Below are 19,060 nucleotides of genomic sequence, written 5' to 3' on the forward strand. Positions count from 1 at the left end.
TCCTTCGTAAATTTTGTCATACAAAAAACTGCACCTCCAATTGTTAGACTGTGTCTAACAATTGGGGTGCAGTTCAAATGCGCAAAGCTTTTTTCTATTTATGAGCAACTTGCTCCATATCCGGACTACAAGTTTGCGACTGACATGATTTATTTAAAGAACATGCTGCGCATTTTCCCTTTTTACTTCTCTTTACAAAATTAGCTAACGTGTATGCTGCATAACCAAAAATGATAGCTCCGATTATAATATTGACCATCACTCTAATACATCTCCTTCTAGAATCCGAGTAAGGATCCAACTTGGTATATAATGAACGTTAATACATAAGCAACAACGAGTGGATAAACGACAGAGAAAATCGTCCACTTCGTTGATCCTGTTTCACGTTTAATAACAGCTACTGTCGCTAAACACGGAACATATAATAAAATAAAGAACATAAATGCATATGCTGATAACGCAGTATAATGTGCTCCCATTACATTTCCAAGCACATCTTCTTTCACCGCATAAATAATTGCCATTGTAGAAACGACAACTTCTTTCGCTAAAAATCCTGTTAAAAGAGATGCTGCAGCTTGCCACGTTCCAAAGCCGAGCGGTGCAAATAGTGGCGCAATAAATCCACCAATCATCGCTAAGTAACTATCTCCCATATCAACACCAAATCCTGATGGACCTGCATAGTTTAATAACCAAATGACAACAGAACCACCGAAGATGAATGTACCTGCTTTACGAACAAATCCCTTACCTTTCTCCCACGTGCTTAGCCATAACGTTTTCGCTTGTGGCACGCGGTAAGGAGGTAGTTCAATGACGAAAATAGACTTTTCCGCTTTTAAAATTGTAAGAGACATAATTTTTGTAACTAATAATGCAAGAACAATACCTGCAACATATAAAGAAAACACAACAGTTGCCTGACTATGAGGGAAGAATACTCCCGCAAATAATGCGTATACAGGTAAACGTGCCGAACAAGACATAAATGGTGTTACAAGAACTGTAAGTAAACGTTCTTTTTCTTGTTCAATCGTTCTCGCTGCCATAATACCTGGAACGTTACATCCAAAACCGATAATCATCGGAATGAATGCTTTTCCATTTAAACCGAAGAACTCCATAATTCTATCCATAACAACTGCAATTCGCGCCATATATCCTGAGTCTTCTAATAATGAAATGAAAAAGAATAGTGCAAAGATTTGTGGAACGAATACTAATACCGCACCAACACCGGCAATAATACCTTCTGTAACGAGCGCTTGAATAAAATCAGAAGCTCCAACACTTGTGAGCCCAGCCGTTACCCAATCCGTAAGCTGTCCACCAAAAAATTCATCTAACATATCCGATAAAGGTGTACCAATCCACGTAAACGTAACCTGAAAAATAAAAAACATAACTGCTAAAAAGATTGGAAGTCCTAAAATTTTATGTGTAATTAATCTATCAATTTTTTCCGAAAAAGGGATTTTTCCTTCTTTCTCATGCTTCATAACATTTGTTTTTAACTTTTCAATATACGCTTCACGAATTTTGTAAATGTGCTCTTCCAACGTACAATCAAGTTTTCCTTCTAAGCGAGATCGAATGGCTACAAGTTCCTTATAAATTGGTAATGCTTTCATTTCTTTTTCTACTACTTCGTTATTGCTTAAAAATTGAAGGGCTAACCATCTTGGATGCTTATAATTCGCTGTCTCTAAAAGAGCTATTACCTCTCCAATTCCTTCATCCATCTGTACACCATATGAAATAATGAATGGTTTTTTCTCGTTTTTGTCATTTTCTTTAAGAGTCGCAAGTAGTTCTTCACAGCCTTTTCCGCTTCTTGCAACGACAGGAACGACTGTTACACCTAATAGTTCTGATAACCGTTTTACATCAATTATAATTCCTCGTTGCTTTGCCACATCGACCATATTTAATCCAATTGAAACCGGCTTTCCAAATTCAAGTAATTGCAACGTTAAATGCATATTTCTCTCGAATTGCGAAGAATCCACTATATTTAACATATGATGAAATTCGTCTGTTAGTAGAAAATTTGTAACGACACCTTCATCACGCGAAACTGGATTCAAATCATAAACACCTGGTAAATCAATTAATGTTCCTTGCTTATCTTTTAATTTACCAACCTTCTTTTCTACTGTTACACCGCTCCAGTTTCCTACGTATTCATAAGAACCAGTAAGTGCATTAAATAATGATGTCTTCCCTGTATTCGGATTCCCTAGCAAAGCTACCTTATTCACGCTAATTCCACCTTTATCATTTTCGCGTCACAATGACGAATACTAATTAATTGTCCACGACACTCCAATGTACAAGGACCTTTGAACATCGCTTTCTGCTTCATGCGAAGTTCGCTTCCTTCAGCTAGACCGAAAGCAGCTAGTCTACGCTTTAATAACTGATCTAAAGACTGAACACTTTTCACTAAAACTTTCTCACCAATTTTAATATCTACTAAGCTCATAACCTTCCCCCTCAGAAGAGAATGATAATTATTTTCAAAAAAATTATAGCACAATCTATTTCTCTTGTACTATACCCTTTTGCTTCATATTTATTAACATTTCACTACAATTCTATTTCAATAATTGTCATACCGTATTTATTTGCCATTCTCATCCATTTCGCTTACAATAAACAATAGCAAATAAAGAATCTCGTTATCACTGGGGGAGCCATGCCGCTGAGAGGGAACACTTCGTTCCGACCCTTCGAACCTGTTAGTTAATGCTAACGCAGGGATTGTGCAAACGTCCGAAATACATACCTCTTTTTTATTTACGTATTTCGTATCCTCCTATGATATCTATTCTTTTTTGTACAACTTGGATTTAGGGGGAGACAACATGCGTAACACCAATTTACAAGCGATGATCGAATCTGCAATTCTTGCAGCCTTCGCCTTGGTCATCGATATTTTACCATTATCAATTAAACTTCCAACAGGCGGTTCCATCTCATTTGCTATGATTCCTATTTTTATTATCGCATACCGCTGGGGCTTTAAATCAGCTTTCTTAGGTGGTTTAGTTTGGGGACTATTACAAATTGTCGTGGGAGATGCTTACATTTTAACACCTGTTCAAGCATTCATTGAGTACTTCATTGCCTTTGCTTTTATCGGATTTGCTGGCTTATTCTATCGTCCAATTCAAAAAGCACTTTTAACGTCTAATGAAAATAACTTAGAACAATCAAATTTAGGTAGCCGTAAAGATAAACCTTCATCAAAACAAAACAAAGGTAAGAAAGTCCTTGCTTATATTATCCTTGCTACATTTATCGGTAGCTTTGCTCGCTATTTCTGCCACTTTATTGCCGGCATTATTTTCTGGGGACAATATGCACCGAAAGGTCAATCAGCTGTGTTATATTCATTAATCGTAAACGGCAGTACAATGCTCGGTTCTTTTATTTTATGTACAGTTTTACTTATATTTTTATTCCTCACTTCACCACGCTTATTCAAAAGCATCAATGCTTATCAAATAAATTCAAACAAAAAGAGCGCTTAATAAGCGCTCTTTTTGTTATATCGTAATATCAATTAAAAATACAATAAATGCACAAAAGAAAATAAATACCATTATACTTAGCCACTTGCTATGCACGGTTCATCGACTCCTTACATAACCTCATTTTCTAACCAGATTATATCGCTTAAAAATAAAGATTAGGTAAAGATAATATGAAAATAAATTAAAAAAGCGTAGCATCCATCATCTACGCTTTTTTCGGTAAATAAAAGTAAAATAATACACCGTCTTCTGTATTTTCTGCCCCATATCCAGCATCGTGCAGTTCTAAAATATTTTTAGAAATAGCTAGACCAAGCCCAGTTCCACCTTGTGAACGCTGGCGAGCTGCATCCACGCGATAAAAACGGTCCCAAATTTTATCTAATTGCTCTTCTTCAATGTGAGTACCTTTATTTTCAATACACACTTTTATACGATCTTTCTCATCTATTGTAGAAATAACAATATCCTCTTTATTCGGTGTATAACGTATGGCATTCGTAATGAAGTTCACGATTACTTGTTCAATCCGACTTTGATTTGCGACTACTTCAAATGAACATAGATTTTTATGCACATGAAGTTCTTTTTTCTCTATGTCCACAGAAAGGTGTTCACATATATCTTCAATTACTGTATCGATATAAAATACATCCTTTTTCATTTTATATGTACCTGACTCAAATTTAGCTAACTCAAGCATATCCAAAATTAAAGTATCCATTTTATCTACTTCTCGTTCCATTGCCTGAAAATAGTATTCTTTTTTATGCTCAGCTACTCCATCTTTTAAAATAGAAATACAGCTTTTCATAATACTCAGCGGTGTTTTTAATTCATGCGAAACACCAGAAATAAATTCTTTCCGCGTATTTTCTAACTTTCTTTCCTTTTCAATATCTTGTTCTAGCTGTCCAATATGCGAATGGAGCTTATTAGATAATACATTAATATTTTTCGATAAATCACCAATTTCATCTTTTGAAGTAATCGGTATTTGTTCTGTGAAATCTAAGTGTGCTATTTTCTTCGTCGTATCATTTATTTTTAATAACGGCTTTGCAATTTGTTTTGAATAATAGAACGAAGCTAGAAAAATAAGAACGACTACAAATGCAATGATGTAAATGTAGTAATCTTGCACCATTTGTACAGCTTCATCTACAGGCTGTAAAGAGGCCATTGCATAAATATATGTTACCGATCCGTCTCTTTCTTCCATTGGTTTGATTAATAATTTATATTTAATATCATTTTTTTCATAGTCCATTGTCTTTATTGAATATTCTATTTGATTACTTTCATTTAGTAATACATCCGTTTGAAACTCTTTTATGCTATCTAAGAATAGACTATTTTTATAAATTGGATTTACAAGACCTTTTACATCTGGAAACTGTACTTTTGTAACAAACCCACCTATGTAAACATCTGGTTCTTGGGCAGCTTGCTCCTGAACAGCCGGCTTCTTTTCCTTACCTACTTGTTCCTCAGCTGCTTTCTTTTTCTCCTCATCTAATTTACTCATTTTCTCCTTAAATGCTTTTTCTAACGGTTTATTAGATCCGCTTAAATTCTGCTTAGATAACGAGAAAGAGAATGGAATAAAACTATCTTCTTTTTTCACTCCAGAAAAAGAAATTCCTTGGCCTAGAAACTGATCGTATGATTTATTATCAATCTCTTCTATATTGACGAGATTGTATAAAGGAATTTTGAATATTTGTTGTCCAAAGCTCTTTTGTTGCCTACGATCTATCGTTACTTCAAAATAAAAATCATCCGCATGTTTTAAATTCCCATTCTGATCTAACGTTGTAATCCACGTATTATTTTCTCTTAAAAAGTCTTGCTCCAGCTTCTGAATTCCTTCTGCACTTCCTGCATAATTCAAATAACTCTTCTCAAAGGAATTTAAATTCACTTTAATATCTTCTACTTTTCGATTCGCATAATATTGTTTAAAAAATATCGTTTGTCCAATAAATATCGTCGCTAAAATTAACATACATAATGCTGTTGTGAGGGCAAATAATTTTAGTACAATCCCCTTTCTCATACATTCCCCTCAAATTTATAACCTGTTCGTACTACAGTTGTAATGCACTTTGCTTTCTCTCCTAATTTATTTCTTAAATTACGAATATGACTATTAACCGTTCGATCGTCACCAGCAAATTCATATCCCCAAATTCTTGAAATGAGTTGCTCTCGCGTTAAAACAATCCCTTGATTTTTCATGAAATACGCTAATATTTCAAATTCAGTATGTGTTAAATTAATGTCTGTCCTATCTACCGTAACAGTGCGCGATGGGAAGTGGACGTGAATACCGTGGATGGATAATGTATCATCTTCATTCTCTAGAAGTTGCTTCGTTACTTTTCTACTTTCTAACAGCCTTTTCGCTCTTGCTAATAAAATTGGTGGGCTATACGGCTTCGTCACATAGTCATCCGCCCCAAGTTCAAATCCAAGTAACGTATCATCTTCATCTACACGTGCCGTCAGCATAATAATAGGAACCTCAGATGTTTTACGAATTCTGCGGCAAACAGACCATCCATCAAGTTCTGGCAACATAATATCTAAAATAACTAAATCAACCTCTTCTTCCTCAAATACAACTAAAGCTTCTTTCCCATCTCTTGCTTCAAACACCACATATTGCTCGCTCAAAAAATAATCTTTTAATATTTCACGCAAAATATCTTCATCTTCCACAATTAAAATGTTTTTTGACATAACTTATGTATCCCCCTTCCGCTTTCAGAAACTATCACTTCATTTTGAATAACTAGCCTTTAACTTCGCCTCGATAATATATCTATCTGGTGCATCCCCTATATAATCAAATGGATAGCAAGTCGTTAGTGTTAATATCGGTTCTTCTTTTTTTATAATAACAGTACGATCATCCGCATGGGTAATCCATATCTTTTGAATTTCGTATGTGTAAGTTTTATTATCATACTCTAAAACAAGAGTGTCTTTTTCTTTTAACTCTCCTAAATCTGTAAATACAGTATCCCGGTGTCCACTCAGTACAGTATGTCCCCCTCCAGATGGCGTTGTCGTTAAATCACTAACGAACATTCCAACTCCTTTCTTCAACGTTGCATCATCCGCTCCCCAGTATATAGAAAACTTCTTCTTTATTTTCGGTATATTTAATAGTGCAACCTTTTCTCCTTCTTTATGTTCTGTTTGAGAAGAAGGTACTTGGGAAGTTACAGGTGTTTCGTAAGAAAGTTGATTATGTTGTATATTTTCAAGGCTCTTTAATTCTTCTTTCGTTAATTGTTGAGCAGAGCTTTTTCCTTTATACCATTCCATAGCGTAATATGCTCCCATAAATAGCCCTATAGCCATCAATATGATACCGATATAATTGAGTAACTTCATGTTTCATCCCTCCATGCCAAAAATGGTAGGAATAACCTACCATTTTTAATATATGAAATTATTCCATTCTTTATAGGACAATATTTTATTTACGCCTTAACTTTATTGCGACGATTCAAACCAAATAATGTCCCTATCCCTACAAGGCATGCGCTTAGTGCCATCATTGCTACATTATTGGATGCTGTGTTTGGTAATTTTTCACCTTGTACAGCTGGCTTCGCTACTTCTTTTTTTACCGCACCATTTTTTTGTTGTACTTGTGCCGCTTCTTTTTTTGCCATATCATTTTTTAACTGTTCTTGTGCTATTCTCTTTTTCTCTTCTTCACTTTTTTGCTGTTCCTTAATCACTGCTTCTTTTTTCGCCTTATCGTTTTTCAACTGCTCTTGCGCTATTCTCTTTTTCTCTTCTTCACCTTTTTGCTGTTCTTTAATCGCTGCTTCTTTTTTCGCTTTATCTTGTTGCAGTTGCGCCTGTTCTTCCTTTGTTACTGTTCCAGTATCCGCGCTTGCTACTGAAGAATATCCCACTGTTAAAAGTACCATTGCACAAATTGGTAATAGTTTCTTTTTCATTTTATTTCTCCCCTTTTATACGTTTTACATCACTTCGCATCGGATGTATCACTAGAATAAACAAGAGATATAAATATAAGATGCAGATGAAATATATTTCATTTAAAGATTTCATTGTAGAAAAATAAAAAAACATCGCAATATATACGATGTTTTTTCGGGTGTGTGTCTCAATATTTACATGTTACTTTCGCGTGATTTAGAAGTAGAACGGGCCGGAGCGATAACTAATTGTCTCGGCTCAGTTTTCTTTAAGTGATTTTTGACGTTACACTTACGACGTTGAACAACCCACGCTTTAATAGGGTTTGTCAAAATAATCTTTTGCTCTTCGTTAGGGGCCTCTTCTTCAAACCTACAACTTTCGCTCCATTTATTCCATTTCATTGTAAATTTAGAAGAAGAATGATCGTCTTCTCGATCAAACAAGTGCAAAAAATCCATTTCGCCAGCTAGCATTACGGTGTTGCTAGTTGCTAAAAAAGAAAAGGTCGTCCAACGTTTCTCCATGCCCTCCTACTCCTTTTTCACATATAGAGTGCCTAAAACTTAATTTACCTAAAATATGCTTGCCTTTTACCTTACACCTATAGTTTATCCAAAACAATACTATGCAACTATCGATTTGCCTTACAACTACCTTACATTTTTGTAAGAAACAAAAAACCTTCACTCTCTATACGTGAAGGTTTCTCATTTCTTATCTATATGATCTTTCATATGATCCACTCCAGCTTCTTGTAGCTGTGACATCATACCGTGGGAAATTGCGCCTAATACTAAAGTCATTCCAATTAGTGAAATTCGAATCGCTGGTACATCAATTATGTAAGCCAAACTACCAAGAACAATTGTTAAAAGTAATGCTTTTATAAATGTTGTACTTGTATACTCTTTCTTTCTCATCATAATCACCCTTTTGGAAGCGTTTTCTTTATATGATCAGTATATCATATCATCTGACTATTTTGTGGGGATTTCTGTAAAAAACTTATATCTTCTTTGACTTTTCCCCTTCTTTCCTTTACAGTCGAAATGTTCACAAGTTTTACACTGTAGGAGGACTCCAATGAATCTTGAAATAAAAGATACTTTAATTTCTGAAGAACAATTACAAGAAAAAGTAAAAGAACTAGCACTTCAAATCGAACGTGACTTTGAAGGAGAAGAAATCGTAGTAATCGCTGTATTAAAAGGATCTTTCGTATTCGCTGCCGATTTAATTCGTCACATTAAAAACGATGTAACAATCGACTTTATTTCTGCATCTAGCTACGGAAATCAAACAGAAACAACTGGCAAAGTAAAACTATTAAAAGATATCGATGTAAACATTACTGGAAAAAACGTAATTGTCGTAGAAGATATTATCGATTCTGGTTTAACACTTCACTTCTTAAAAGATCACTTCTTTATGCATAAACCGAAAGCATTGAAATTCTGTACGTTACTTGATAAACCTGAGCGTCGTAAAGTGGACTTAAAAGCTGAATATGTTGGCTTCCAAATTCCAGACGAATTTATCGTTGGCTACGGTATCGACTGCGCAGAAAAATATCGTAACTTACCATTTATCGCTTCAGTTGTAACGGAATAATATAATAGAATAAACTTCCACCATCAATTACTGGTGGAAGTTTATTTTCTATCACGATTCGTAAAAGACAAAGGGAGAGAATAAAAATGACAAAAACAAAATTTGAAAAAGTACTCCTCATCGTAAATCCAAAAGCAGGGCAAGGCGATTTACATACGAATTTAACGAAAATTGTACCACCTCTTGCGGCAGCTTTTCCTGACTTACATATCCTTCATACGAAAAAGCAAGGTGATGCAACAAAATATTGTCAGGAGTTTGCTAGTAAAGTAGATTTAATTATCGTCTTTGGTGGTGACGGCACTGTATTTGAATGCACAAATGGCTTAGCACCTCTTGAAACTAGACCTACACTTGCAATCATTCCAGGCGGAACTTGCAATGACTTCTCTCGCACACTTGGCGTTCCGCAAAACATCGCAGAAGCAGCAAAACTTATTACACAAGGACATGTAAAACCAGTTGACGTCGCAAAAGCAAATGACCTACACTTCTTAAACTTCTGGGGCATTGGACTTGTCTCTGAAGTATCAAACAATATCGATGCGGAAGAGAAAGCAAAGCTTGGGAAAATTGGTTACTATTTAAGCACCATTCGAACTGTCAAAAATGCTGAAACATTCCCCGTAAAAATTACGTACGATGGACAAGTATATGAAGACGAAGCCGTCCTTGTTATGGTTGGAAACGGTGAATATCTTGGCGGTATCCCGTCCTTTATTCCAAACGTAAAGTGCGACGACGGAACACTTGATATTTTCGTCGTAAAATCAACCGGTATTCAAGCGTTTAAAGATTATATCGGGAAGAAACTATTTGAAGACTCAAATGAAAATGACATCTTCCATGTAAAAGCGAAATCCATTCATATTGAAACAGAAGAAGAAAAAGAAGTAGATACAGATGGAGAAAGCTCGCTTCATACACCTTGTCATATTGAACTATTACAAGGACACTTTACGATGATTTATAATCCTGCGGTTGTGTAATCAATACTTTATTATACTTTAATAATTACTAAACTTCGCATTTTTGCGAAAAATACAGTATAATTAATAAGTAAAAGGTTGTTAACAAAAAATGTTAACAACCTTTTTATTTTTTCAAAAAAACTTTTCACTTTAGAGGAGCGATCACATGTATTGGAGAAAAAATGATAAGCCTGTAGAAGATCCCGAAGCGATAGCTATATGGGAATGCACGGCAAAAGACTGCCGTGGATGGATGCGTAAAAATTTTTCATTAGAAGAAGAACCAAAATGTCCATTATGCAAAAATGATATGAATAGTAGCGAGCGTTTATTACAAAAGCTCTAACTTCTGCTTTTCTCCACTTTAAATATTAGAATAAAGGATTATCTTTCTCCTTATCTACAAGATGCATTTCCTATATGTGAATAGAAAGAAAATAGATAATAGCGTAAAACATTGAAACAGAAAAGAGATGGTTTTCCCATCTCTTTTCTGTTTCAAATTCCCCTTATCAAACCTTAGTTATGCACACCTCATTTTAGCTAATAAAAAACGAAAGACTTTATCACTATTTTCATTTACTCACAATCCGAAAATAAGAATGAACCGTTAAGAAATAATAACTAATATAAATAACGCTATATCCTTTAAAAGATGTATAAAGAAAAATGAAACAAAAAAATACATGCTGTATCAATAACCGCTCCAATCGGTACTTCAAAATGAACGTTTACGCCTAATTCCATCATGCTTACTAATAACTGAAGGAATGATTTTGAAAGTAAACTACCAATTACAATGCCGATTACTAATCGATAGTAAAACCATTAACGTATTTTCATAAAACAGCATTTTGCCTATTTCTTTTTTTCCAATACCTAGTAAAGAGTAAAGACCTATTTCTTTCTTACGCTTTCGTGTAAAAAATCCAAAACCATACAAAATGATTTTGGATTTCCTATAGTTAAAATATTAAATTACATTTCGAACAAAAAGGAGCAGAATTGCCTCTCCTAATTTTCGCATTACATTTTGGGCAATATACATATCGCTCTTCTATCTTTTCTCGTTCTATCATATGTAATGATACTATTCTCATACTACACATAAATCCAATTAAAATAAGACTAACAATAAGTAGCATCACTCTCGCCTCCATCAACTAAATTTTACCATACAATAATAAAACCGATTCTCTCATTGAGAATCGGTTTTATACTTATAATCCTAACTTCACCTTCGCTCCATCAGGAATTTTATCTAGTGTTACTTGCACTTTATCATATAAAAACTTACCTCTCGTAAGCACATGCCAGTATGAATCTTTTGGTAATTCATCTACTCCGTCAATTGTAACGTCTTTTTCTTACCATTTTCATCATAAGCTTTCACTTTATATTCACGACCTTTATTTCCATCTAATTCTTTACCATCGTTATCAATTATTGCATAATGGTGCTCTATATCAAGAAATGGATTCATTCTATCAAACCCAGCGCTCCCATTTAATAAATATGCCGCTCCTGCGACGATAACAAGTAGTGATCCAAAAATAAATCTTTTCATCTATATTCCGCCTTTCATTATGTTTTCTTTAAGGTTTTTCTAAGTATAGAGCTTATTTCTTAATAGAAACTCGTTCGATTTCTTAACATTTTCTTAAACTAAAAGTGAAATATTAATTAAAAAGATTGAAATAGACAAAAAATAACTTTTTACACTCCAATTGACAAAATTACACCTTTAGTGTAATTTTACACTATAAGAAAAAGGAGCTGCATTATGGATAAACAAAAATTTATTGAACTCGTTAATTCAAAATTAAAACTCATCCGTGTTGAAAATGATTTATCACAAGATAAAATGTCAGAAATTATTGGTTTATCAAAGAAAACATTAGTCGAAATCGAAAAAGGAAGACGCACGCTAACATGGTCAGGTGCAGTTTGTGTCGTAACACTCTTCGAACAGAGCGATACAGTCCAAATGACATTTGGAGATGATGTGAATGAAATTATAAAAACAATCGCCTTTACACATTACAATACGAACTTCCCGAAGACGTTAGGCGGAAAAGTGTGGTGGCGACAAATAAAAGAATTAAACGGTTATCAAATACAACAAAATATTTTATCTCAACATTATCGAATTTTAGATAAAGAAGACCGCAGAATATGCCATTCATTCGATTTCGATGAAATTGAACAGCGATTTATGGAAATGGCAAAAACATCTCAATAAAGTAAAACTTTAATCAGTGGGGATTTTACTGCCCTTTAATACGGGATAAAATAAATTTCGGAGTATAATTCAAATGGAAAAACAAACAAATATCACGATTTTAAATACGCTAATCATTAGCACGTTAGTATTCAATTTATTTATTTTCACATCAAGAATGAGCTTTTTACCTTGGTATATTGAAGATGGATGGGGCTATCTAGGATTATTATTTACGTCCTTTATTTTCTTACTTTGCTTCTTTCAATCTTCGAAGCTTCATAAAGACGGAAAGTTAACTACACTACAAAAGTTTATTCCACTTGCTTCTGCCATATTTTCAATCTTTGTTCTTATCACTCCATCAAGTGATTTTATGACTATACTAGCTAATCTAATCAATACAATCATATTAACAATTTATATAACTGTATTTCAAACAACACCTAATGTAAATAATGAAAAGCTATTACATTAAAAGGGAGAGTTATTCTACAAAATAACTCTCCCTTTTATACTACTCTCAATAAGCGTAAGCCCTCATTCTATTTATTTACTTACTCATCACCGTACTTCTTCTTTGCTTATACAAATAAGCACCACTCACAACAACAAAAACAATCCCGCCAAAATACACGCCATACTCTATCGCGATTGCTACAATACTTTCAATATGTTGTCCAAATAAAGAACCGAGTACAAAGTAAACGAGTGTCCAAACAAATCCTGTCGTATAAGAATACAAAGCATACACCTTAAATGACATGTTATTCATTCCAACTAAATACGGTACGATATGTCTTACAACTGGTATGAAGTAACTTGTGACTAACGCATAATGGCCATACTTCTCTACCATTTGTTGAGATTTCAAAAGATATTTCGCCTTTTTCTTTTTCATTAGCTTATCAAGTACTTTCGTACCAAATATTTTTCCTAATATATAACCTAAAGATAGTCCAGATACAACGCCTAAATATGTTAATAAAAATGCTGGAATGACATTTAATATCCCTAATGAAGAGACAAAACCACCACTCATTACGATCATTTCGTCTGGAATTGGCATACCGATAATACCTAACCATAAACAGAAAAATAGTGCCCAATAACCGTACTGTTCAATATAAGATAATAATTCATGTAATTCCATTATGCATACGCTCTCCTTAGCTCTTTTTTACAGCTAAAGATGTACGCTGGTGGGAAATTGAGCCACACTTTTTCGAGCGTAATTTCAGGAAAGAAATGCTGTATAAATCCTTTTTTCACAAGTGAATATTGAAATGTAATAAATTCACCATTCTCATGTATCGCCTCCATTACATTGTTTAAAATGCGCTTTGAAACTTCTTCTGGTAAAGAAGCAAAAGGTAATCCCGATAAGACGTAATCAACGCATTCTATATTGAACTCTTCCATATACTTCTTTATATTTTCAGCTGAGCCGTGTACAACAATGACGTTCTGCTCATTTTTAAACTTTCTCTGTAATTCTTTGCAAAACACTTCATTAATTTCAATAAGAAGAAATATCGTTTCCTTCTTCTTTCTCTTCATAACTTCTTTCGTGAAAACCCCTGTACCAGGCCCTAGCTCTACGATGTATTTCGCTCTATTAAAATCAATTACATCTACCATTTTCCTTGCTAATATTTTTGAACTTGGCGCAATCGCACCAGTATGTTTCGGATGTTTTATAAATTCATGCAAGAATGTTATGAGTTGCATGTAACCCTCTCCCCATTCGTTCGATAGTTTTCAACTTGTTTCTAAGTATAACTATCGTTTCTTAACAAAAATTAAGGAGATTTCTTAAGATTTTATGAAGAATGAAACATTTCTTATTCCATATATAATTACCTCTTTTATATTCATTAATTTGGTATAATAGATATAAAAAGAACTTTTATGGAAGGTACCATCACTACGTTTATTTTCATGCACTATCTGCGGAAATTAATTTGTAAATCAACTTTCATCATTATCCAATATATGTAATTATTTTCATATAAGCAAACAAAGGCAAATAATAAGAAATATAGATTTGAGTCTGAATATGTGGTATTCCAAAACTATTTAAAAGGAGAAGATAATGAATAATTCCATCGACCTACAGCACTTATGTGACCTTGTACATAGAACATTCCATGTTCCTGTTCAATTTCTATCTACTGATAAAAAAATTGTATATGAATCTACTTCTCATACAATTGGTAGTCCATTTTATTCTTCTAAAGAAGAACATCTTAATGAAATTTATCAAGAAAACGTACCTTGCAATTTTCCAATTTTCAAAGGAAATAAGTATCTTGAAAATTTCATTAGCATCCATATAACAAATCATGAACATATAAAAGGTACAATTATAATCGGCCCGACTACCTATCCAAAAGTATCAGATGAAATGGCGATTAAACTGATGAAGTATTTCAACTGTAATAATAAAATGCAACAAGGAGTAGATTACTATCAATTTCTACCCGAGATTAAAAAAAGCACGTTAATTGATATAAGTATTTGGTTACATTACGTCATTTTTAATGAAAAATTAGATAGAGATATTGTCTGGAAAGAGAATAAATTACTCGAAGATGTTTCTTATAAAATCGTAAATCCTGATTTATACATTTCAAAACGTCGCCGGCATGATCCGCAAAATTATGACATATCATTGGAACGCAAATTTTTTTCAGCCATTAAAGAAGGCAATACAGAAAAGGTCATACAATATGCGTATTCATTCCCCCAAGAAGATGCGACAATTTGGTCTAAAGGAGATCAGCTTAGAAACCAAAAAAATAATGGCATTATCGCCATTACGCTAGCTATTCGATATGCGATAGACGGTAATCTTCCATCGCATATTGCTTTTTCACTCGGTACTTTATATATACAAACGATTGAGAAACTAGATAACATGTATTCCGTAAATAGGTTAATTGAAGATGCATTATGTACTTTTGCAGAACGTGTAAAAGAATATCATAATCAAGCATATTCTAATTCCATTACTACGTGCCTCAATTATATTAACAAGCATATTTACGATGAAATATCTTTGAATGATCTTGCTAACCTTTTACATATTTCCCCTACTTATTTATCAAAACTATTTAAAAAAGAAGTGGGAATTCCTTTAATTGAATACATCCAGAGAGAACGAGTAGAAGAAGCTAAAAAATTATTAACATTAACGACTTATCCATTATCAGATATTTGTGCCTGGCTTAATTTTAATGATCAAAGTTATTTCACAAGAGTCTTCAAAAAAATTGCGGGTATGACGCCTAGACAATATCGTGAAAATCATACCGTTATATAAAAATGCTTACTTAATATAGAAGGTGAGATAGTTGTCATACTAGCTCACCTTCATCACATCGATTTATTCCCCTTAATAAAGTTTGAATCCCATTCAAAAAAGTACAAGAATGACAAATAATTACTATAAATAAGTGAATGAATTTGATAATTTTTTAGTACGAAGCCAATCCTGCTCCCAATCATCCATACTTACTTCGTTCTATCACACAAGGTACTTCCATAGTAATTAGCCTTCCCATATAGAAAATATATTGTTAGGAGAATAGAAAGCATGAGTAGTACAAATATATCAAAATCGACTGATATGAAAGAATCGCAAATAGTATCACCCTATGATGATAGAGACAAAATTGAAGATACTTTATTACGCTCTTACATTTCAGAAAAAGAAATATTGATCACTTATTATAAAGATGGTTATTTCCCTACAAGTTATATGACTGTAATGGAATTAAATCCTTTGAAGCGTTCTTTACTTTGCATAGATGCCTTTGACCGAAAGCATACTTTTAGTTTCATCGACATAATCGATGCGCGTTAATTATCTCCTCATTATAATTAGAACGTAAAAAAAGCCATTCACCTCATAAAAAATTAGGTAAATGGCTTTCTTATTTTCTCGCAGCTTCACTTATTATTTCGCACTCACAATCTTATAATAAGAACGAACTGTTAGGAAGTAATATCCGATATAAATGATGCCATATACTCCAATACTAATTAGGAGCGGGATCATAATTTCGAATGGTAATATATTTGATAAACCTTTTAGTGCAAATAAACTGTGTAAAATACCAATAATTAACGGAATAGCAAAGATAAAGCTCACTTGTTTTGCGATAGCTCTCTTCATCTCTTGCTTCGTTACACCAATTTTATGAAGAACAACGTAACGATCATGGTCAGCACTTGCTTCTGTAAGCTGCTTAAAGTAAATGATTGAGCCTGTCGCTAATAGGAAAACTAATCCTAAGAATAGCCCAATGAACATCATTAAACCTGTCGTTTCAATTCCCATTTGGAATCCTGTATAGAAATCGTTAAATGGTTTTAAAACTTCCGATTCGCCTGCTGGCATAACGTTTGCTAATTTCGCTGTTAACTCTTTACTATTTCGCTCACCTTTTACATCAATATTTTTTACAGCGCGTGTTTCATATACTTGTTTCGCCTGCTCATATGTTTGATCTGGAACGATTACAAATAGTTCATTTAAGTTTGTAAGACTTCTACTATTTACACCTTTAATGTTTAGCTCTTTCGATTCATTCCCAACAGGAAATACAGCTTTATTTCCTGTATAAAGAGGACCAAAATCGAGTTTTTCAATATAGAGGCTATCATATACAAAAGCTTCATTCGCACTTAAATTTACAGGTTCTACATCTAAACGTTTCGCAATTGTATTAAAGCTTGATTGAGAAATAAGCTGGTACTGCTTCGTAACATTATAGTGTGTGTTCAGCACTTGATCTGCTCTTTCACCTTTAAATGTTCCCTTCACAGGAATCATTTCAACTTCTGACTCATATGTCACTGGATGATTGCTCTTCTCTCCAGCAAGTATTTCTTTTACCTTTTTATCTAGTGCTTCATCTTTTTTCTCATAAGAATAACTATACGGTGCTGCAACTTTTGATTGCGTAAATGTGTTGTAATACATCGTAACTGACGTACCAACCGCTGTTAATGTCACTGCACTTAAAATAGCAATTGTTGCTAGTGATTTCGAGTTTCCTTTAATGCGATATAGTAGTTGCGATGTCGTTACCATATTCATACCGTTATAAAATGCTGACTTATTATTTCTTGCTCGCTTCAATACAAATACTGTGAAGAACATAAACAATAAATAAGTTCCTGCTACTGTCGCTAGTAAAATGTATAATGCAACGACCATAAAGTCTGCATACATAACTGCTTTCATGTACATTAACGCTAAGAAATAACCTGAACCGATTAAGAAAACTGAAATTAACGCCATCACTACGGATCCTTTTGGCATTGCTTCTCCTTCGCGTTCCGCTCGGAAAAGTTCAATTAGCTTAAAGCGATAAATTAAACGATATCCTTGAAGTGATGTATACAAAATAATCACAAAGAAAATAAGTGCTGTATCAATAACTGCGGCCATCGGTATTTCAAAATGAACGTTTAAGTTTATTCCCATCATACTTATTAGTAGTTCAAGGAATAGTTTTGAAAGAACGCTACCGATCGCAATTCCGATAATTAAAGACATTAATCCCATTAACATATTTTCATAAAACAGCATTTTACCAATTTGTCTTTTACGAATTCCTAATAAGGAATATAGCCCAACTTCTTTTTTACGTTTTCGTGTAAAGAAACCGTTCGAATATATAATGAACACCGCTACGAAAATAATTAGCATGACACTTGAAACTTGAAATGCACCGCTAATTTTTTTAGAAGCTTCCGCAGCTTTTTCCATTTGTGAATTATACTGCAACGCCTTAAATGTAAAATAAATGACGATACTAAAGATCATAGATGCAAAATATACAAAGTAGTCTTTAAAATTCCGCTGTATGTTGCGGAGGGCAATGCTAGATAAGGTCATCAGCCATACCTCCAGAAATAGAAGACATTACGTCAACGACTTTTTGGAAGAACTGTTTACGTGTTGATTCACCGCGGTGCAATTCTTTATATAACTCACCATCTTTAATGAAAATAACTCGTTTACAGTAACTCGCCGCAAACGCATCGTGCGTTACCATTAAAATTGTAGAATTATCATATTCATTTAACGACTTCATACTTTCAAGTAAATCTGTCGCTGATTTAGAATCAAGCGCTCCAGTCGGCTCGTCCCCGAAAATCATACTAGGACTTGTAACGATCGCACGCGATGCTGCGCAGCGCTGCTTCTGTCCGCCCGACACTTGATATGGGAACTGACTTAAAATATGATCAATACCGAATTTCTTTGAGATTTCAAGAACGCGGCGATCAATCTCACTTGCTTTCACCTTTGATAACGCAAGAGGTAACGCAATGTTCTCTTTTACCGTTAACGTATCTAATAAATTATAATCTTGGAAAATGAACCCTAAATGATCGCGGCGGAATAACGCTAATTTATCATCGTTCATCTTCACGATATCTTTTCCATCAATTAAAATTTCACCGTTCGTCGCATTATCAATTGTAGAAAGAACGTTTAGCAAAGTCGTCTTACCCGAACCAGAAGGTCCCATAATTCCAACGAACTCACCTTCTTTTACTTGTAAGTTAATACCTTTTAACGCTGCAAATTTATTACCACCCGTGTCATACACTTTTTCAATATTTTTTGCTTCTAACACTGTTTTCATCTCGACATCCCTCATTTCTTCTATTCTCTATTTTCAACTATATACACTCTCTACTCTTACCACTATCGATGTTTC

General features: G+C 33.9%; 22 protein-coding genes, 2 pseudogenes and 1 riboswitch. Of the genes and pseudogenes, 8 read left to right on the forward strand and 16 right to left on the reverse strand.

Annotation, left to right across the window (positions count from 1 at the left end; all coding sequences use genetic code 11):
- Positions 1-94 precede the first annotated feature (94 nt).
- The 3 genes from JDS99_RS19545 to JDS99_RS19555 are packed head-to-tail and all read right to left on the reverse strand — an operon-like array spanning position 95 to position 2,491.
- Positions 95-262, reverse strand: coding sequence for a FeoB-associated Cys-rich membrane protein (locus JDS99_RS19545; protein WP_199695560.1), 168 nt, complete (start codon positions 260-262; stop codon positions 95-97).
- A gap of 16 nt (positions 263-278) precedes the next feature.
- Entirely contained in the window at positions 279-2,267 is a 1,989-nt protein-coding gene (feoB, locus tag JDS99_RS19550) for a ferrous iron transport protein B (RefSeq protein WP_199695561.1), read from the reverse strand.
- Positions 2,264-2,491, reverse strand: coding sequence for a FeoA family protein (locus tag JDS99_RS19555; RefSeq protein ID WP_088609440.1), 228 nt, complete (start codon positions 2,489-2,491; stop codon positions 2,264-2,266). The genes feoB and JDS99_RS19555 overlap by 4 nt, the downstream gene beginning before the upstream one ends.
- A 194-nt stretch (positions 2,492-2,685) precedes the next feature.
- Positions 2,686-2,787: riboswitch (TPP riboswitch) on the forward strand.
- A gap of 86 nt (positions 2,788-2,873) precedes the next feature.
- On the opposite strand from JDS99_RS19555, the gene thiT reads away from it, so the two are divergent.
- A complete protein-coding gene (gene thiT / locus JDS99_RS19560) occupies positions 2,874-3,542 on the forward strand; it encodes an energy-coupled thiamine transporter ThiT (protein WP_088609439.1) in 669 nt (222 codons plus the stop codon).
- A 208-nt stretch (positions 3,543-3,750) separates the two neighbouring features.
- Here thiT and JDS99_RS19565 read toward each other — a convergent pair whose 3' ends face one another.
- The 6 genes from JDS99_RS19565 to JDS99_RS19590 form a co-directional block, all read right to left on the reverse strand.
- A complete protein-coding gene (locus tag JDS99_RS19565) occupies positions 3,751-5,604 on the reverse strand; it encodes a sensor histidine kinase (protein ID WP_097906935.1) in 1,854 nt (617 codons plus the stop codon).
- Positions 5,601-6,290 carry a response regulator transcription factor gene (locus JDS99_RS19570; RefSeq protein ID WP_060486642.1) on the reverse strand — a complete coding sequence of 230 codons (690 nt, stop codon included), beginning with the start codon at positions 6,288-6,290 and terminating at the stop codon, positions 5,601-5,603. The genes JDS99_RS19565 and JDS99_RS19570 overlap by 4 nt, the downstream gene beginning before the upstream one ends.
- Before the next feature lie 39 nt (positions 6,291-6,329).
- Complete coding sequence (locus JDS99_RS19575) at positions 6,330-6,950, reverse strand: class D sortase (RefSeq protein WP_097906934.1); 621 nt, start codon at positions 6,948-6,950, stop codon at positions 6,330-6,332.
- An 89-nt stretch (positions 6,951-7,039) separates the two neighbouring features.
- Positions 7,040-7,528, reverse strand: coding sequence for an LPXTG cell wall anchor domain-containing protein (locus tag JDS99_RS19580; RefSeq protein WP_097906933.1), 489 nt, complete (start codon positions 7,526-7,528; stop codon positions 7,040-7,042).
- Positions 7,529-7,705: 177 nt separating this feature from the next.
- Complete coding sequence (locus JDS99_RS19585; protein ID WP_046199459.1) at positions 7,706-8,038, reverse strand: hypothetical protein; 333 nt, start codon at positions 8,036-8,038, stop codon at positions 7,706-7,708.
- 183 nt (positions 8,039-8,221) lie between these two features.
- Entirely contained in the window at positions 8,222-8,437 is a 216-nt protein-coding gene (locus tag JDS99_RS19590) for a hypothetical protein (RefSeq protein ID WP_097908581.1), read from the reverse strand.
- A gap of 160 nt (positions 8,438-8,597) precedes the next feature.
- Between JDS99_RS19590 and hpt the strand changes: the two genes are divergently transcribed.
- The 3 genes from hpt (at position 8,598) to JDS99_RS19605 (ending at position 10,442) form a co-directional block, all read left to right on the forward strand.
- Entirely contained in the window at positions 8,598-9,125 is a 528-nt protein-coding gene (gene hpt, locus JDS99_RS19595) for a hypoxanthine phosphoribosyltransferase (RefSeq protein ID WP_001047287.1), read from the forward strand.
- An 86-nt stretch (positions 9,126-9,211) separates the two neighbouring features.
- Positions 9,212-10,114, forward strand: coding sequence for a diacylglycerol/lipid kinase family protein (locus JDS99_RS19600; protein ID WP_000167910.1), 903 nt, complete (start codon positions 9,212-9,214; stop codon positions 10,112-10,114).
- Positions 10,115-10,262: 148 nt separating this feature from the next.
- Positions 10,263-10,442, forward strand: a complete 180-nt coding sequence (locus tag JDS99_RS19605) for a cold-inducible protein YdjO-related protein (protein WP_000289924.1) — start codon at positions 10,263-10,265, stop codon at positions 10,440-10,442.
- Positions 10,443-10,725: 283 nt separating this feature from the next.
- Here JDS99_RS19605 and JDS99_RS19610 read toward each other — a convergent pair.
- The 3 genes and pseudogenes from JDS99_RS19610 to JDS99_RS19620 all read right to left on the reverse strand — a co-directional run.
- Positions 10,726-11,042 (reverse strand): annotated as a pseudogene (locus JDS99_RS19610) (FtsX-like permease family protein); the annotation flags it as partial.
- Between the two features lie 19 nt (positions 11,043-11,061).
- Positions 11,062-11,241 carry a hypothetical protein gene (locus JDS99_RS19615; protein WP_088059977.1) on the reverse strand — a complete coding sequence of 60 codons (180 nt, stop codon included), beginning with the start codon at positions 11,239-11,241 and terminating at the stop codon, positions 11,062-11,064.
- Between the two features lie 75 nt (positions 11,242-11,316).
- A pseudogene (locus tag JDS99_RS19620) lies at positions 11,317-11,663 on the reverse strand (YxeA family protein).
- A 216-nt stretch (positions 11,664-11,879) separates the two neighbouring features.
- Between JDS99_RS19620 and JDS99_RS19625 the strand changes: the two are divergent.
- Together JDS99_RS19625 and JDS99_RS19630 are read left to right on the forward strand one after the other, a co-directional pair.
- A complete protein-coding gene (locus tag JDS99_RS19625) occupies positions 11,880-12,338 on the forward strand; it encodes a helix-turn-helix transcriptional regulator (protein WP_000360776.1) in 459 nt (152 codons plus the stop codon).
- 73 nt (positions 12,339-12,411) lie between these two features.
- Positions 12,412-12,795 (forward strand): hypothetical protein, encoded by a 384-nt coding sequence (locus JDS99_RS19630; RefSeq protein ID WP_199695562.1) that lies wholly within the window; start codon positions 12,412-12,414, stop codon positions 12,793-12,795.
- Positions 12,796-12,870: 75 nt separating this feature from the next.
- Here JDS99_RS19630 and JDS99_RS19635 read toward each other — a convergent pair whose 3' ends face one another.
- Positions 12,871-13,470, reverse strand: a complete 600-nt coding sequence (locus tag JDS99_RS19635; RefSeq protein ID WP_097908085.1) for a DedA family protein — start codon at positions 13,468-13,470, stop codon at positions 12,871-12,873.
- Positions 13,470-14,048 carry a class I SAM-dependent methyltransferase gene (locus tag JDS99_RS19640; RefSeq protein WP_097908086.1) on the reverse strand — a complete coding sequence of 193 codons (579 nt, stop codon included), beginning with the start codon at positions 14,046-14,048 and terminating at the stop codon, positions 13,470-13,472. The genes JDS99_RS19635 and JDS99_RS19640 overlap by 1 nt, the downstream gene beginning before the upstream one ends.
- A 364-nt stretch (positions 14,049-14,412) precedes the next feature.
- Between JDS99_RS19640 and JDS99_RS19645 the strand changes: the two genes are divergently transcribed.
- Both JDS99_RS19645 and JDS99_RS19650 read left to right on the forward strand, forming a co-directional pair.
- Positions 14,413-15,642 (forward strand): helix-turn-helix domain-containing protein, encoded by a 1,230-nt coding sequence (locus tag JDS99_RS19645; RefSeq protein ID WP_088609434.1) that lies wholly within the window; start codon positions 14,413-14,415, stop codon positions 15,640-15,642.
- Between the two features lie 273 nt (positions 15,643-15,915).
- Entirely contained in the window at positions 15,916-16,185 is a 270-nt protein-coding gene (locus JDS99_RS19650) for a YolD-like family protein (RefSeq protein ID WP_097908087.1), read from the forward strand.
- Positions 16,186-16,278: 93 nt separating this feature from the next.
- Here JDS99_RS19650 and JDS99_RS19655 read toward each other — a convergent pair whose 3' ends face one another.
- Both JDS99_RS19655 and JDS99_RS19660 read right to left on the reverse strand, forming a co-directional pair.
- Positions 16,279-18,228 carry an ABC transporter permease gene (locus tag JDS99_RS19655; protein WP_199695563.1) on the reverse strand — a complete coding sequence of 650 codons (1,950 nt, stop codon included), beginning with the start codon at positions 18,226-18,228 and terminating at the stop codon, positions 16,279-16,281.
- Complete coding sequence (locus tag JDS99_RS19660; RefSeq protein ID WP_000859659.1) at positions 18,215-18,985, reverse strand: ABC transporter ATP-binding protein; 771 nt, start codon at positions 18,983-18,985, stop codon at positions 18,215-18,217. Before JDS99_RS19660 ends, JDS99_RS19655 begins: the two co-directional genes overlap by 14 nt.
- Between the last annotated feature and the right edge of the window lie 75 nt (positions 18,986-19,060).

Source organism: Bacillus cereus group sp. N6 (genome assembly GCF_016483705.1).
GTDB lineage: Bacteria > Bacillota > Bacilli > Bacillales > Bacillaceae_G > Bacillus_A > Bacillus_A wiedmannii.

Coding starts and splice junctions, on each gene's coding strand:
- JDS99_RS19555 (WP_088609440.1), bottom strand. CDS start 2,491: ATGAGCTTAGTAGATATTAAAATTGGTGAGAAAGTTTTAGTGAAAAGT.
- thiT (WP_088609439.1), top strand. CDS start 2,874: ATGCGTAACACCAATTTACAAGCGATGATCGAATCTGCAATTCTTGCA.
- JDS99_RS19565 (WP_097906935.1), bottom strand. CDS start 5,604: ATGAGAAAGGGGATTGTACTAAAATTATTTGCCCTCACAACAGCATTA.
- JDS99_RS19570 (WP_060486642.1), bottom strand. CDS start 6,290: ATGTCAAAAAACATTTTAATTGTGGAAGATGAAGATATTTTGCGTGAA.
- JDS99_RS19575 (WP_097906934.1), bottom strand. CDS start 6,950: ATGAAGTTACTCAATTATATCGGTATCATATTGATGGCTATAGGGCTA.
- JDS99_RS19580 (WP_097906933.1), bottom strand. CDS start 7,528: ATGAAAAAGAAACTATTACCAATTTGTGCAATGGTACTTTTAACAGTG.
- JDS99_RS19585 (WP_046199459.1), bottom strand. CDS start 8,038: ATGGAGAAACGTTGGACGACCTTTTCTTTTTTAGCAACTAGCAACACC.
- JDS99_RS19590 (WP_097908581.1), bottom strand. CDS start 8,437: ATGATGAGAAAGAAAGAGTATACAAGTACAACATTTATAAAAGCATTA.
- hpt (WP_001047287.1), top strand. CDS start 8,598: ATGAATCTTGAAATAAAAGATACTTTAATTTCTGAAGAACAATTACAA.
- JDS99_RS19600 (WP_000167910.1), top strand. CDS start 9,212: ATGACAAAAACAAAATTTGAAAAAGTACTCCTCATCGTAAATCCAAAA.
- JDS99_RS19605 (WP_000289924.1), top strand. CDS start 10,263: ATGTATTGGAGAAAAAATGATAAGCCTGTAGAAGATCCCGAAGCGATA.
- JDS99_RS19615 (WP_088059977.1), bottom strand. CDS start 11,241: ATGCTACTTATTGTTAGTCTTATTTTAATTGGATTTATGTGTAGTATG.
- JDS99_RS19625 (WP_000360776.1), top strand. CDS start 11,880: ATGGATAAACAAAAATTTATTGAACTCGTTAATTCAAAATTAAAACTC.
- JDS99_RS19630 (WP_199695562.1), top strand. CDS start 12,412: ATGGAAAAACAAACAAATATCACGATTTTAAATACGCTAATCATTAGC.
- JDS99_RS19635 (WP_097908085.1), bottom strand. CDS start 13,470: ATGGAATTACATGAATTATTATCTTATATTGAACAGTACGGTTATTGG.
- JDS99_RS19640 (WP_097908086.1), bottom strand. CDS start 14,048: ATGCAACTCATAACATTCTTGCATGAATTTATAAAACATCCGAAACAT.
- JDS99_RS19645 (WP_088609434.1), top strand. CDS start 14,413: ATGAATAATTCCATCGACCTACAGCACTTATGTGACCTTGTACATAGA.
- JDS99_RS19650 (WP_097908087.1), top strand. CDS start 15,916: ATGAGTAGTACAAATATATCAAAATCGACTGATATGAAAGAATCGCAA.
- JDS99_RS19655 (WP_199695563.1), bottom strand. CDS start 18,228: ATGACCTTATCTAGCATTGCCCTCCGCAACATACAGCGGAATTTTAAA.
- JDS99_RS19660 (WP_000859659.1), bottom strand. CDS start 18,985: ATGAAAACAGTGTTAGAAGCAAAAAATATTGAAAAAGTGTATGACACG.